General features: G+C 68.5%; 11 protein-coding genes. 4 read left to right on the top strand and 7 right to left on the bottom strand.

Annotated features, from left to right (window positions below):
- Positions 1-81: 81 nt before the first annotated feature.
- The 6 genes from LXT13_RS09710 to LXT13_RS09685 all read right to left on the bottom strand — a co-directional run bounded on the left by LXT13_RS09710 (position 82) and on the right by LXT13_RS09685 (position 6,821).
- Positions 82-1,896, bottom strand: a complete 1,815-nt coding sequence (locus tag LXT13_RS09710; RefSeq protein ID WP_233371725.1) for an autotransporter assembly complex protein TamA — start codon at positions 1,894-1,896, stop codon at positions 82-84.
- Positions 1,893-3,083 carry a vWA domain-containing protein gene (locus LXT13_RS09705; RefSeq protein WP_233371724.1) on the bottom strand — a complete coding sequence of 397 codons (1,191 nt, stop codon included), beginning with the start codon at positions 3,081-3,083 and terminating at the stop codon, positions 1,893-1,895. The genes LXT13_RS09710 and LXT13_RS09705 overlap by 4 nt, the downstream gene beginning before the upstream one ends.
- 75 nt (positions 3,084-3,158) lie before the next feature.
- Positions 3,159-5,150: a S9 family peptidase gene (locus LXT13_RS09700; RefSeq protein WP_233371723.1), complete on the bottom strand. Its 1,992-nt coding sequence runs from the start codon at positions 5,148-5,150 to the stop codon at positions 3,159-3,161.
- Positions 5,147-5,743 carry a GNAT family N-acetyltransferase gene (locus LXT13_RS09695; RefSeq protein ID WP_233371722.1) on the bottom strand — a complete coding sequence of 199 codons (597 nt, stop codon included), beginning with the start codon at positions 5,741-5,743 and terminating at the stop codon, positions 5,147-5,149. The genes LXT13_RS09700 and LXT13_RS09695 overlap by 4 nt, the downstream gene beginning before the upstream one ends.
- A complete protein-coding gene (locus LXT13_RS09690; RefSeq protein ID WP_233371721.1) occupies positions 5,740-5,967 on the bottom strand; it encodes a hypothetical protein in 228 nt (75 codons plus the stop codon). Before LXT13_RS09690 ends, LXT13_RS09695 begins: the two co-directional genes overlap by 4 nt.
- Positions 5,967-6,821 carry an AAA family ATPase gene (locus LXT13_RS09685; RefSeq protein ID WP_233371720.1) on the bottom strand — a complete coding sequence of 285 codons (855 nt, stop codon included), beginning with the start codon at positions 6,819-6,821 and terminating at the stop codon, positions 5,967-5,969. Before LXT13_RS09685 ends, LXT13_RS09690 begins: the two co-directional genes overlap by 1 nt.
- Before the next feature lie 85 nt (positions 6,822-6,906).
- Here LXT13_RS09685 and LXT13_RS09680 point away from each other — a divergent pair, with 85 nt between their 5' ends.
- From LXT13_RS09680 to LXT13_RS09665, 4 genes are all read left to right on the top strand, one after another.
- Positions 6,907-7,551 (top strand): c-type cytochrome, encoded by a 645-nt coding sequence (locus LXT13_RS09680; protein ID WP_233371719.1) that lies wholly within the window; start codon positions 6,907-6,909, stop codon positions 7,549-7,551.
- 136 nt (positions 7,552-7,687) lie between these two features.
- Positions 7,688-8,950 (top strand): HD-GYP domain-containing protein, encoded by a 1,263-nt coding sequence (locus LXT13_RS09675; protein WP_233371718.1) that lies wholly within the window; start codon positions 7,688-7,690, stop codon positions 8,948-8,950.
- Positions 8,951-9,010: 60 nt separating this feature from the next.
- On the top strand, positions 9,011-10,579 hold the full coding sequence (locus LXT13_RS09670; RefSeq protein ID WP_233371717.1) for an ABC transporter substrate-binding protein: 1,569 nt from the start codon (positions 9,011-9,013) through the stop codon (positions 10,577-10,579).
- Positions 10,580-10,655: 76 nt separating this feature from the next.
- On the top strand, positions 10,656-12,566 hold the full coding sequence (locus tag LXT13_RS09665) for a carboxypeptidase-like regulatory domain-containing protein (RefSeq protein WP_233371716.1): 1,911 nt from the start codon (positions 10,656-10,658) through the stop codon (positions 12,564-12,566).
- Here the strand turns inward: LXT13_RS09665 and LXT13_RS09660 are convergent.
- Positions 12,557-13,381 (bottom strand): metallophosphoesterase family protein, encoded by an 825-nt coding sequence (locus LXT13_RS09660; protein ID WP_233371715.1) that lies wholly within the window; start codon positions 13,379-13,381, stop codon positions 12,557-12,559. The genes LXT13_RS09665 and LXT13_RS09660 overlap by 10 nt on opposite strands.
- Between the last annotated feature and the right edge of the window lie 4 nt (positions 13,382-13,385).

The raw sequence follows: 13,385 nt of genomic DNA, 5'->3' as shown, positions 1-13,385 counted from the left end.
CTCGCTGATCGGCGTCAGCCGCAGCGTCTGACTTCATAGCGTGATCCCCACGCTGGTCGGCGTCAGCCACAGCGTCTGACTTCATAGCGTGATCCCCACGCTGAAATGCAGCCGCCACTTGCCCGTCTCCTGCGCCCGCGCGACGTCCACCCGCAACGGGCCGACGGGGCTGCGCCAGCGCACGCCGGCGCCGACCCCGACAACGGCGCGGTAGTCCTGCCAGCGCGAGGCCGCATTGCCGGCGTCGACGAACACGGCGCCCCAGAGGCTGGGCATGCTGGTCAGCAGCGGGTGGGCCATCTCGAGGCTGCCGGTGGCCATCACGCGGCCGCCCGTCGTCAGGCCATTGGCATCCCGGGGGCCGAGGCTGCGGTAGGCGTAGCCGCGTACGGACTCATCGCCGCCGGCCAGGAACAGCAGCTTCTCCGGCACGCCCACCTGCTCGCGCGCCAGCACCTGCGCCAGCTCGGCCCGCGCTGATCCGAACCAGCCGCCGAACGGCCGGTAGGCGCCCAGCTTGAACTGCGCGCGACCGAAGGGGCCACTGTCGTCGCTGCCGCCGCCACGCACCTGGCCAGCGCCGACCAGCAGTAGCGCCTGGTAGCCATCGGTGGGCAGCAGCGCGCTGTCAAGCCGGCGGCGCACCCATTGCTGGTTCAGCGACAGCGCGAGGTTGGTGTTGACCTCGCTCGCGGAGGTCTCGCGCGCGCGCAGCAGCTCGACGTAGGTGAGCCGCTCGTCGCGGGGCGATTCGTAGAGCCGGCCCAGGCGCAGGCCCAGGTTGGTGGCGATCTTGTCGCCGCTGCGGTCCTGCTCGAACTGCAGCGACGCGAGGTTGCGCTTCAGGTCGGGCTGTGGGTGCGAGCTCAGCTCCAGCTCCAGGCCGCGCAGGTCGCGGCTGAGCTGCACCTTGGAGCGCGCCCGCACGGGGAGGTCGAACGGTCGCCGGTGCAGGTGTTCGACGCTGATGCTCTGGCCGGTGTTGGCGTGGTAGCCCACGGCGACGGTGGCCTGCTGCAACGACGATTCCGTCAGCGACACCAGCACGGGCGACGTGCCGTCGGCCTCGACTGTCTCGGGCAGCAGCTGCACGCGCACGGCGTCGAACAGCTGCGTCTTGGCCAGTCGCTCCTGGAACTCGGCGAGCTGCTGCTCGGTGTAGGGCGCACCGGGCTCGAAGCCGGCCAGCCGCTCGACCGTCTCGCGGCTCTGGCGCTTCAGGCCGTCGATGCGCAGCGCGCCCAGCCGTGCGCGGTTGCCGCTGGCCAGCACGAGGTGCAGCTCGGCGGCCTGCGTGTCGGGGTCGACGCGCGCGGCGGTCTCGCCCCAGCGTGCCAGCGGGAATCCGCCGCTGCGGGCGCGCACGAGCAAGTCGCTCTTGCCGGCGGCCCACTGGGCCTGCGTGAAGGCTGCACCTTGCTTCAGCGGCCAGGCCTGGCGCAGCGTCTCGCGCAAGGCTTGCGTGTCGTCGGCGGCGATGCCTTCCTGGAATTCAAGCGTGACGCTGGCCACGTGGGTCTGCGGCCCGGGCGTGACGACTAGGCGCAGCCGGGTGGCGTCCTGCTCGTCGCGCTGCACGTCGGCGGACGCGTTGAAGTAGCCCTCGGTTTCCAGCAAGGTGGCGGCCTGCGCCGGTGCGGCGGTGGCCAGGCGGGCGAGTTCGCCGGGGCTCAGCGCGGCTTCGCTGGCGCGGTAGCGGGCGAGGTCCAGGTGCTGCTGCAACAGGTCGCGCAGCCGGTTGCCGCGGTCCTCGCCTTGCACCTGGATGTCCAGGTTGTAGACGGCCGGTGCGCTGGCGGGCGCCTCGGGCCCGGGCACTGCCGGTGTTGGCGTGGTGGGCGAGGCGCAGCCGGCCAGGAACGCCGCCAGCAGCAGCGGCGCGAGCAGTCGCATCATTTGCTGAGCAATCGCATCGCCCCTTCGAGACCGGAGAGCGTCAGCGGGAACATGCGCTGCTGCACCAACTGCTGGACCAGCGCGATGCTCTGCCTGTAGGGCCACACGCCTTGCGGCTCCGGGTTGATCCAGGCGTAGCGCGGGAAGGCCTGCGTGAGCCGCTGCAGCCATTCGGCGCCGGGCTCGTCGTTGTTGTATTCGACGCTGCCGCCCGGTTGCAGGATCTCGTAAGGGCTCATCGTCGCGTCGCCGACGAGGACGAGCTTGTAGTCCTTGTTGTACTTGCGGATCAGATCCCAGGTGTCGATCTTCTCGCTGAAGCGGCGGCGGTTGTTCTTCCAGACGAAGTCGTAGACGCAGTTGTGGAAGTAATAGAACTCCAGGTGCTTGAACTCGCTCTTGCAGGCCGAGAACAGCTCCTCGACACGGTGCACGTGCTCGTCCATCGTGCCGCCGACATCCATCAGCAGCAGCACCTTGACTTTGTTGTGGCGCTCCGGCCGCATGCGGATGTCCAGCAGCCCGGCATTGGCGGCGGTGCCGTGGATGGTGCAGTCGAGGTCCAGCTCCAGCTCTGAGCCTTCGCGGGCGAACCGGCGCAGCCGGCGCAGCGCGACCTTGAGGTGGCGCGTGTTCAGCTCCAACGAATCGTCGTAGTCTTTGTAGGCCCGCTGCTCCCAGACCTTGACGGCGCTTTTGTTGCCGCCCTTGCCGCCGATGCGGATGCCCTGCGGGTTGTAGCCGGAATGTCCGAACGGGCTGGTGCCGCCGGTGCCGATCCAGCGGTTGCCCCCCTCGTGGCGCTCCTTCTGTTCCTCCAGGCGCTGCTTCAGCGTCTCCATCAGCTCGTCCCAGCCCATCGTCTCGATGGCGGCCTTCTGCTCGGGAGTGAGCTCCCGCTCGAGGGTCTTGCGCAGCCAGTCCAGCGGCACATCGGCCGTGAAGTCGGTCAGCAGCTCCACGCCCTGGAAGTAGGCGGCGAAGGCGCGGTCGAACTTGTCGTACTGCGTCTCGTCCTTGATGAGGCTAGCTCGGGCCAGGTGGTAGAACTGGTCGAGGCTTGCCACGCCGCTGTCCTCGGGCCCGGCGATGACGCCGGCTTGCAGCGCCTGCAGCAGGGTCAGGTACTCGGGCACTGTCACCTTCAGCCTCGCGGCCCTCAGCGTGTAGAAGAACTGGATCAGCATGACGGCTCGTGGAGCAGGGGCGGCAGGCTCTAATCGATTATGCAGTGCGGCCCTGGCTGGGCCGGTCCGCGCAACTCAGTGCGCCTTCGGCAAATGACGTGCCAGCCAGTCGAAGAACTCCCGGTACCAGAGCCGGCTGTTGCGGGGTTTGAGCACCCAGTGGTTCTCGTCCGGGAACCAAACCAGCCGCGCCGGCACGCCCAGCGATTTCAGCGTGTTGTAGTAGGCAAGGCCCTGAGCGTCCGGCACGCGGTAGTCCAGCGCACCGTGGATGACGAGGGTGGGCGTGCTGAAGTGCTGCGCGAAGGCATGCGGGCTCTGTGCAGCGACGCGGGCCGGGTCGTCCCAGTAGGCGGCGCCCAGCTCCTTGCGGTGCCAGGCGTAGGCGTCATCGGCGTACATCGCCTGCCAGTCGTAGCAGCCGGCGTGGCAGACGTAAGCCTGGTAGCGGCCGGGTTGCACATGGCCGTTCATCCACGCCACCATGTAGCCGCCATAGCTGCCGCCGGTGGCGACGATGCGCCTGGCCGAGACCCAGCGCTGGCGCAGCAGCCAGTCGGTCGCGGCCTCGATGTCCTGCAGCTCGTACTCGCCCCAATGTCCGGTGATGCTGTCCAGGAACTCATGCCCGAAGCCGGAGGAACCGTGGTAGTTCACGCACGCCACGACATAGCCTTGCGCGGCGAACACTTGGTGGTTCCAGCGCCAGTGCCAGCTGTCGCCGAAGGCGCTGTGCGGCCCGCCGTGGATGACGTGCATGACCGGCCACTTCTTCTTCGCATCGAAACCGGGCGGGTGGACGAGCCACATCTGCACCGCGTCGCCGCGGGCGCCGGTGATGCTCACCTCCGTGGGGTGGCCGAAGCGGTGGCCGGCGAGGCGCTCGTCGTTGAGCTTGTCGATGCGCTGGGCTGTCGCGCCGTCCAGTACTGACAGCCGCGGCGGGAACCGGAGGCTGTCATGGTTGACGACCGTGAGACCGCCGGCATGCGCGAAGCTTCCGACATGGCCGCCCTCGAACACGCGCTCGGCGCGGCGGTCGCCCAGCGCGAAGCGCCACAGGTGGCGTCGGCCGCGCTCCTCGGCGGCCAGCAGCACGGTCTGGTCGTCCTCGGTCCAGCACAGCGGCGCGGTGACTTCATGGTCCCAGTCGTCGCTGAAGACGGCCCAGTGGCCGCGCTGGTCCAGCACGGCCAGCCGGTCGGGCTGGTTGTGGCCCACCGCCTGGTGGCTGGCGAGGAAGGCGAGATGGCCGCCGGCCTGGCTGTAGCGCGGGGCGGTGAACGACCAGTCGGCGTCCTGCAGCAGCGTGTCCACGCGGCGCGTGCGCACGTCGAGCTCGGCGAGCGCGAAGCGGTTGTCCAGCCGCTTGTCGGCGGCCGGGTCAAAGGCGAAGGCGATGCGTCGGCCGTCGGGCGAGATGTCGAAGCAGTTCGCGTCGGGCTCGGCGCGCTCCAGCTCCCAGGCGCTGCCCTCGAACAGGTCGCGCACCTGGCCGGTGGTCACGTCCATTAAATGCAGGTGCGGCACTCGTCCGGCGGGGACGTGGTGATCCCAGAAACGGTACAGCGCCTCGTCGGTGACGTAGGCCGTCTCCTTGCGGGCCTTGAACTCGCGCAGCGCGTCGGCCTGCGCGGCGGCCTTGCGGTCGGGCCAGACCCAAGACACGAAGGCTATGCGCCGCCCGTCGGGGAACCACTTGAAGGCCTCGACGCCGGTGGCCACCTGGCCCACGCGGCGCGCCTCGCCGCCATCGGCGGCGATGACGTAGAGCTGCGTCTCGTCGTCCCTCACGCCGCCCTGCTCGCGCTTGGCGGTGAAGGCGATGAGGTCGCCGCGCGGGCTCCATTGCGGCGAGCCGTCCTTGTCTCCCGCTTCGGTCAGGCGGCGCGCCGCACCGCCCAGCGTGGAGAACAGCCACAGGCTGGTGCGCCCGGTGTTGGCGTCCATGTCGTAGCGCGTGACCGCGGCGACGGCCTGGGCGCCGTCGGGGCTGAGGCTGGGCGCGGCGATGCGGTCCAGTGCCCACAACGCTTCGACGTCAAAGGCGCGAGGGGCCTGGGTCATGGTCGGGGTCTCGTCAATTGCCACTGCAGATGCGCCTTTACTTCGGGCCATTCGCCGCGGGCCAGGCTGTACATGACGGTGTCCCGTACCGTGCCGTCGCGGCGCAGCGCGTGGTGGCGCAGCACGCCGTCACGTTTGGCGCCGAGCCGCTCGATGGCGCGCTGCGAGGCATGGTTGAAGTTGTCGGTGCGCCAGCCCACCAGCTGCGCGCCCAGCGTCTCGAAGGCGTGCGTCAGCAGCAGCAGCTTGGCCGTCGTGTTGACCGCGCTGCGCTGCACGCGCCGGGCGTACCAGGTGTAGCCGATTTCGAGCCGGTCGATGGCCGGCACGATGTCGTGATAGCTGGTGGACCCGAGCACTTCGCCCGTGGCAGCGTCCAGCACGGCGAACGGCAGCCGATGGCCCGCCGCCTGGCCGGCCAGCGCAGTCTCCACATAGGCCAGCGTCTCCTGCGGCGCCGGCACGCTGGTGATTCGCAGGTTCCACAACTCGCCATCGGCCGCGGCCGCCTGCAGGCCAGGCACGTGGTCTACCGTCAGCGGCACGAGGCGGACCGGGCCGCCGGCCAGTTCGACGGGTTCGATCGGCTTCATGGCTTGTCCTTCAGCATCAGCCGCCGGGCGAGCAGGCGGCCCACGCCGCAGCCGGCCACGATGAGCACGAGGCCCAGCAACTGCGGCGCATTCCAGTCCGGGCTAGAAATGAAGTCGATGCCCAACACCTCCCGGCCCACCGCCCAGCCGCCCAGCGCACCGCCCACGAAGCCGATCGCGTCGGCCAGGCCCTCGCGCAGCGCGCGATCGAAGTTCTGGGCCATCAGCGGCTGTGCTTCTGCATGAAGACCAGCTTCTCGAAGAGCGTCAGGTCTTGCTCGTTCTTCAGCAGCGCGCCCACCAACGGCGGGATGCCGACCTTGTCGTCGGGCGAGCGCAGCGCCTCGGCCGGCATGTCCTCGGCCACCAGCAGCTTGAGCCAGTCGATCAGCTCGGAGGTGCTGGGCTTCTTCTTCAGGCCCGGCAGGTTGCGCACGTCATAGAAACTCTTCAGCGCGGCGGCCAGCAGATCCTTCTTGAGCGTCGGGAAGTGCACATCGACGATCTTCTGCATCGTCTCGGCGTCGGGGAACTTGATGTAGTGGAAGAAGCAGCGGCGCAGGAAGGCGTCCGGCAGTTCCTTCTCGTTGTTGGACGTGATGAAGACGAGCGGCCGGTGCCGCGCCTTGACGAGTTGCCGCGTCTCGTAGACGTAGAACTCCATGCGGTCGATCTCGCGCAGCAGGTCGTTCGGGAACTCGATGTCGGCTTTGTCGATCTCGTCGATCAGCAGCACGACCGGCTGCTCGGCTTCGAAGGCCTGCCACAGCACGCCCTTGACGATGTAGTTCTCGATGTTGCGGACGCGCTCGCTGCCCTCGATGCCGGCGAGCTGGCTGTCGCGCAGCCGGCTGACCGCGTCGTACTCGTACAGGCCCTGCTGCGCCTTCGTCGTGCTCTTGATGTGCCACTGCAGCAGCGGCATGCCCAGCGCCCGCGCGACCTCCTCGGCCAGCATCGTCTTACCGGTGCCGGGTTCTCCCTTGATAAGCAGGGGCCGCTGCAGCGTCGCCGCGGCATTGACCGCGAGCATCAGGTCGGCGGTGGCCACATACTGGTCGGAACCTGCAAATCTCATGGGGAAAACCGGGGCTTGGAGGGGGCTGTTTCAGTATAGGAGGCCTCCTATACTCGATTCGCTCAAGAACCACATCCAACGAGACATGAAAAGACTGCTGCGGATTTCGCTTGCCCTGGTCGCTGCCCTCGGTGCCTTCGCTGCCCAGGCGCAGGATGTGAAGGCGGGCGAGAAGAAGATCGCGATGTGTATCGGCTGCCACGGCATCCCGGGATACCAGGCCAGCTTCCCCGAGGTGCACAAGGTGCCCATGATCGCGGGGCAGAATGCCAAGTACATCGTCGCGGCGCTGCAGGCCTATGCCAAGGGGGAGCGTAAGCACCCGACCATGCAGGGCATCGCCGGCTCGCTCAGTGACGCGGACATGGCCAACATCGCTGCCTACTACGAGCAGCAGGCCAAGCTGCCTGCCGTGCCCGAAACCATTCCCGACGCACCGGCCAACGTGGCCGAGCTGGTCAAGAAGGGCGCCTGCGTGTCCTGCCATGGCGCCAACTTCAGCAAGCCCATCGACCCGAGCTATCCCAAGCTCGCCGGCCAGCACGGCGACTACCTCGCCGTCGCGCTGAAGGCGTACAAGACCGAGAACAGCCACACGGTCGGTCGCGGCAACGCCATCATGGCCGGCCAGGTCAAGCAGTTCAGCAACGCCGAACTCAAGGTCATCGCCAGCTACATCGCCACGCTGCCCACGGAGCTGGCCACGGTGCCCCAGAGCAAGTTTCGCTGACGCGCCGGGAGCGCTCTGCGAAGGCCGCCCATCGAGGCGGCTTTTTCTTTTCGACATGCCGTGAGAAACCGTGCAGAGCTGCACAGAGACCCGGCAGCCGGCCCCCGATACTCTGAGTTACAGGGGCTTTGCCGTCATGTTGAAAAAGATTCCGACTGCTGATGTCAGGTTGGGCATGTTTCTCCAGGCGATGGAGGGCGCGTGGCTTTCCCATCCGTTCTGGAAGACCAAGTTTGTGCTGACTGATGCGGCCGATCTTGCGGCGCTAAAGGCCAGCGGCGTGCCCGCAGTCTGGATCGACATCAGCAAGGGCTGTGACGTGGCGACGGGCGAGGCAGACAAGCCCAGCCCCGCACGGGCGCCCGCGCCGGCGGAGCTCCCGCGCATGCCCGAAGCCAGGCCGCCTGCGCCTTTGCCAGCACCGGCGCCGGCGCCGGCGGTGCCCGAAGCCCGCGTGACGATGGAAGCCGAGCTGGACCGTGCCAGCCAGCTGCTGAACCGTTCCAAGGTCGCCGTTATCAAGCTGTTTGGCGAAGCACGGCTGGGCAAGGCCATCGACAGCGAGGCCTGCCTGCCCATCGTCGACGAGGTCACGTCGTCGCTGGCGCGCAACCCCTCGGCCTTCGTCAGCCTGGCCCGTCTTAAGGACAAGGACGACTACACCTACCTTCACTCCGTGGCCGTCTGCGGCCTGATGGTGGCGCTGGGACGGCATCTTGGGCTGTCCGACGCCCAGGTCCGCGAGGCCGGCCTGGCCGGTCTGCTGCACGACGTGGGCAAGATGATGATGCCGCTGGAGGTGCTGAACAAGCCGGGCGCGCTGACCGACGACGAGTTCGCCGTCATGCGCACACACCCCGAGCGAGGCTGGGAGATGCTGAAGACCGGCACCAACGTGCCCGACGTGGCGCTGGACGTCTGCCTGCATCACCACGAGAAGATGGACGGCAGCGGCTACCCGCACAAGCTGGCGGGCGAGGGCATCAGCCTCGTCGCCCGCATGGGCGCCGTCTGCGACGTGTACGACGCGATCACGTCCACCCGGCCCTACAAGAACGCCTGGGACCCGGCCGGCTCGTTGCAGCGCATGTCGCAGTGGAAGGGCCACTTCGATCCCGTCGTCTTCCAGGCCTTCGTGAAGAGCGTCGGCATCTACCCGACCGGCACGCTCGTGCGGCTGCAGTCGGGCCGGCTGGCCGTTGTCGTCGACCAGAACGGCGGCTCGCTTGTGTCGCCGCGGGTGAAGGTGTTCTATTCGACGAAGTCCAACCTGCCCATTCCGGTGCAGGTCGTCGACCTGGCCGCCGGCACGTCCGATCGCATCGTCGGCCGCGAGCCGCCGGAGAACTGGGGCTTCACCCACCTCGAGGAACTCTGGAACCCCAATTCCAAGCGCTGACACCGTGAAATAGGGCCCCTCCTAAACTCACGTTCAATGAACGTGATCCGGAGATCGGCAATGAAACGGTGGATTGGCGTGGCCCTGTTGGGCGTGGCCGTGGGGGTGTCGGCACAGACGCTGCGATGGGCCAGCCAGGGCGACGCCCAGACGATGGACCCGCACTCGCAGAACGAGACGCTGACGAACAACATCAACAGCCAGATCTACGAGCGGCTGACGCAGCGCGATGCCAAGCTCGGGCTGGTGCCGGGCCTGGCCGAACAATGGACGCAGACTGGCCCGCTGATCTGGCGCTTCAAGCTGCGCAGCGGCGTCAGGTTTCACGACGGTACGCCCCTGACGGCCGACGACGTTGTCTTCTCGATCCAGCGCGCCAAGGAGCCGACCTCGCAGACGGCCGTCTACGCCAATGCCGTCGGCACGCCCAGGCGCGTGGACGACCTGACGGTGGAGTTCCAGCTGGCGGTGTTCAACCCCATCTTCCTGCAGCACATCGACCAGCTGTGGATCATGAGCCGCAAGTGGTGCGAGACGAACCGCGTCACGAAGCCGCTGGACTTCAAGAACAAGGAAGAGAGCTTCGCCGGCACGCACGCCAATGGCACGGGGCCCTTCATGCTGGTGAGCCGCCAGCCGGGCATAAAGACGGTGCTGCAGCGCAATCCGAACTGGTGGGGCAAGTTCGACGGCAATGTGCAGGAGGTCGTGCATACGCCTATCGCCAGCGATGCCACGCGGCTGGCCGCTCTCGTCTCCGGCGAGATCGACTTCCTGCACGACCCGGCGCCGCGCGACGTGACGCGGCTGCGCAGCACGCCGGGCGTGAAGATCGTCGACGGACCGGAGAATCGGCTCGTCTTCATCGGCATGGACCAGGCGCGTGACAAGCTGCTGTACGGCAGTGTGCCCGGCGGCAAGAACCCATTCAAGGACGTCCGGGTGCGCCGCGCGCTCTACCAGGCCATCGACATCGAGGCGCTGAAGACCAAGCTAATGAGCGGCTTGGCCGTGCCCACCGGCGGCCTCACGCCGTCCAGCTCGGCGTCGTTCGACGACCCGGCCCTGCAGACACGGCTGCCATACGACCTGGCCGCCGCGCGCAAGGCCATGGCAGACGCCGGCTACGCCAATGGCTTCGAGGTGACGCTGGACTGCCCCAACAACCGCTACATCAACGACGAGCAGATCTGCGCCGCGCTGGCCGCGATGTGGGCGCAACTGAAGATCAAGGTCAAGGTCAACGCGATGCCGCGCGTGCTGTACTTCCCCAAGCTGGAGAAGCTGGATACCAGCCTCTTCATGTATGGCTGGGGTGGCGCCGTGACGGATGCCGAGACCATCCTGACACCGCTGCTGCGCAACCGCGGCGCCAAGGGGGTGGGCGACTACAACTACGGCAACTTCCGCAACGACAAGGCCGATGCGCTGGCCGCGCAGAGCAGCATCGAGCGGGACCCGAAAGCGCGCGAGCAGCAAATCCGCGGCGCGCTGACCGAGCTGCGCGAGCAGGTCAACCTGATCCCGCTGCACCGCCAGGTCATCCCGTGGGCGGCGCGCAGCAACGTCACGGTGGTGCACCGGGCCGACAACTTCGTGGAGCTCAGCTGGGTGAAGATCAGCCGCTGAATCCGCCCGCTTTCCGGCCCACCGCGGGTGCGGCCGCGGCGGCACACTGGCGCAAGAACCGTCTTCCGCCTGCGCCATGCCGTACCGCTTCCTCGCCTTCATCGTCGCCCTGCTGCTTGCCGCCTGCGGTGGCGGGGGCGGCAGCAGTAGCGGCGATTCGTCGGGCAGCGCACCGCTGATGCTGCGCGGTGTGGCCGCCACTGGCGCGCCGCTGGTCAATGCGCAGGTCAGCGTCGTCGACGGCCAGGGCAAGGTCGTGGGCAGCGCCACGACGCACGCGGCCGACGGCAGCTACAGCATCACGCTAGCCACCGCCAACCCTGCCGCGCCGCTGTTCATCCAGGTCCGCGGCATGGATGCCGGCGGCAACCCGCAGGTGCTGCATTCCACGGTGCCGTCGATCGGCCCGGCGATGGTGGGCCATGTCACCCCGCTGACGAACGCGGTCGTCGCGCTCGCGTTGGGCACGGAGCCGGCGCCGGTGTTCGCCGCAGCCGCCACGAGTGGCAGCCAGCTCTCGCAGATGGCCGGCGCCGTGCCTGCGGCCAGCGACTTCTTGAAGACGCTGGTCAAGACGCAGATGACGGACCTGAAGATCGCGTCGCTGGACCTGATGGCCGATGCCTCCTTTGCTGCCAACAAAGGCCCGCACGACCTGCTCATCGAGAGCGTGCGTGTGGACCTCGCCCGCTCCGCGCGCAACGTGCCGTTGCTGCAGGTCGCCAACAAGTTCCTGGCCGCGCCGACGGCGGAGGTCGTCGTCGAGCTGCCCACGGCGCAGGCCGAGCTGCTGAAGACGAGCGGCGCTACGCCGGCCAACGCCATCACGTCCACGCTGAAGGCCGCCACCAGCGCGACCAAGCTGCTGGCCAACCTGCCGTCGGTGGACGAGCTGGGCGCGGCGCTGAACCAGCTCATCGCGCAGGGCAAGGACGCGACGACCATCGCCGGCCATGCGCTGCTGGCGGGCTACGACAAGCACGACGGCCGCGCCAAGACCGATGTGGCCGCCATCCTGGCGGCCTACACGACGGGCAACCGCCAGCTCGGCCGCTTCCAGTTGCTGGGCTGCGCCGACGACGCGCCGGCTGCCAGCGATTGCGCCCGCGTGCTGGTCGGCGCGATCGTCAGCGATTCGACGGGCGCGGTCATCGACGTGTTCAGCGACGCGATCCGCTTCAACAAGGCCGCCACGACGACCAACAAGTGGAACCTCGCCGGCAATGGCAAGAAGCTTTCGTTTAGCGTGCTGCCGCTGGCCTTCGCCGCGAAGACCGCCGACGGCACGGCCGACACCGGCCTGTCGCCCAACCCTGTCATCGGCCTGCAGATCGAGGTGCAGGCGCAGACGCTGGACCCGGCCGGCGTGAACCCGCCGACGCAGTTGCTGACGTCGGCTGTCGTGCAGCTGCCGGGGGGCTTCAGCATCCCGTTCGGATACTGCAACCGGTCGCAGCTGTGCGTGTCATCCACCGCGGGCGCCACCGACGTCACGCCCGCCGGCGGTGTCGCCGACGTCGCGCTGCTGCGCCCGGCCATCGGCTGGGTCGGCGGCGCCGACAGCACACGCGCTGCCAAGTACACCGCAAGCTACACGGTCGCCGGCACCGCCGAGACCCGCAATGCCTACCTGCGCGCCGACGTGCTCGCGGACCCCGCTGCTGCCCGTTTCCCAGCGGTCGACGGACTGAGCACGAGCCAGCCGCTGCGTGCGCTGGACCTGCAGGGTGGCACCTACGTGATCAACTGGTCCGCCTGGGCCACGGCCAACCCGGACCTGCGCCTCGTCGGCATCAGCCGCGTCTTCACGCCGACGGCAGGCGGCGCTCCTGCAGTGCTCGACACCCCGGCGCCGCTACCGCCCAGGACGACGGCCACCCTCGCCACTGCTTTTGCGCCGTCCGCTGACGTCAAGTCCGAGCTGTGGCTGCAGGCCATGGACTCGCAGGGCCGGCGCTTCCACACGCGCTACACCGGTCAACCCTGAGCGGCCACGTCGCCGCCGATCGGCGTCACGGCGACACGCTCGAACTGCCCCGATGCGTCGTTCAGGTCCCAGCGCTCGACGACGGCGGGGTCGGACACGCCGGTGCGGATGACGTTCACGGAGTTGTTGATGCCGCCGCGCAGCCGGTGGCTCAGCGCCGTGCCGGCCTGCACGGCCCACACCTCGCGACTCAGCGCAGGCCAGCGCTGACGCAGCGGCAGTACGTAGGGCAGGTGGATGTGGCCGCCCAGCACGGCATCCACGCCGACTTCGGCCCAGCGCTGCACCGCGCGTGCGCGGCCGCGCAGCAGGTTGTCGACATCGTCCGGCGTCACGGCTGCTACCGGCTGGTGGACGGCGACGAGGCGCAGCTGGCCAGGACGCGCCTGCGCCATGCGGGCCGCCGCCCGCTCGATCTGGCTGGCGGATATCTCGCCCTGCGTGTGGCGGTAGCGCCGCGTCGTCTTCAGCGTGACGACGAGCAGATCCTCCCGCTCGAACTCGCCCTCCAGTGCCGGGCCGAAGGCCTCGAGGTAGCGGCCGTAGGGGCGCAGGACGCGCGACAGCACGTCGAAGAGCGGGATGTCATGGTTGCCGGGCAGCAGCAGCCGCGGCACCGCTAGCCGGTCGAAGAAGGCGCGCGCGGCGGCGAACTCTTCGCGGCGCGCTCGTTGGGTGATGTCCCCCGTGACCAGCAGCAGGTCTGGCTTCAGCGTGCGGCACAACTGTTCCAGCGCGGCCATCGCCAACGGCCTTTCGGTGCCGAAATGCGGATCGGAGACGTGCAGCACCTGGCTCAATGTGAAGTGCTCCACAGGT

This window comes from Pelomonas cellulosilytica (genome assembly GCF_021353265.1).
In the GTDB taxonomy this organism is placed as follows: domain Bacteria; phylum Pseudomonadota; class Gammaproteobacteria; order Burkholderiales; family Burkholderiaceae_C; genus Pelomonas; species Pelomonas cellulosilytica.
This window is presented reverse-complemented; position numbering and strand designations above follow the sequence as displayed.

Bases quoted from the DNA above. Each gene is read 5' to 3' on its own strand.
- LXT13_RS09710 (WP_233371725.1), bottom strand. From the start codon at position 1,896: ATGATGCGACTGCTCGCGCCGCTGCTGCTGGCGGCGTTCCTGGCCGGC.
- LXT13_RS09705 (WP_233371724.1), bottom strand. From the start codon at position 3,083: ATGCTGATCCAGTTCTTCTACACGCTGAGGGCCGCGAGGCTGAAGGTG.
- LXT13_RS09700 (WP_233371723.1), bottom strand. From the start codon at position 5,150: ATGACCCAGGCCCCTCGCGCCTTTGACGTCGAAGCGTTGTGGGCACTG.
- LXT13_RS09695 (WP_233371722.1), bottom strand. From the start codon at position 5,743: ATGAAGCCGATCGAACCCGTCGAACTGGCCGGCGGCCCGGTCCGCCTC.
- LXT13_RS09690 (WP_233371721.1), bottom strand. From the start codon at position 5,967: ATGGCCCAGAACTTCGATCGCGCGCTGCGCGAGGGCCTGGCCGACGCG.
- LXT13_RS09685 (WP_233371720.1), bottom strand. From the start codon at position 6,821: ATGAGATTTGCAGGTTCCGACCAGTATGTGGCCACCGCCGACCTGATG.
- LXT13_RS09680 (WP_233371719.1), top strand. From the start codon at position 6,907: ATGAAAAGACTGCTGCGGATTTCGCTTGCCCTGGTCGCTGCCCTCGGT.
- LXT13_RS09675 (WP_233371718.1), top strand. From the start codon at position 7,688: ATGTTGAAAAAGATTCCGACTGCTGATGTCAGGTTGGGCATGTTTCTC.
- LXT13_RS09670 (WP_233371717.1), top strand. From the start codon at position 9,011: ATGAAACGGTGGATTGGCGTGGCCCTGTTGGGCGTGGCCGTGGGGGTG.
- LXT13_RS09665 (WP_233371716.1), top strand. From the start codon at position 10,656: ATGCCGTACCGCTTCCTCGCCTTCATCGTCGCCCTGCTGCTTGCCGCC.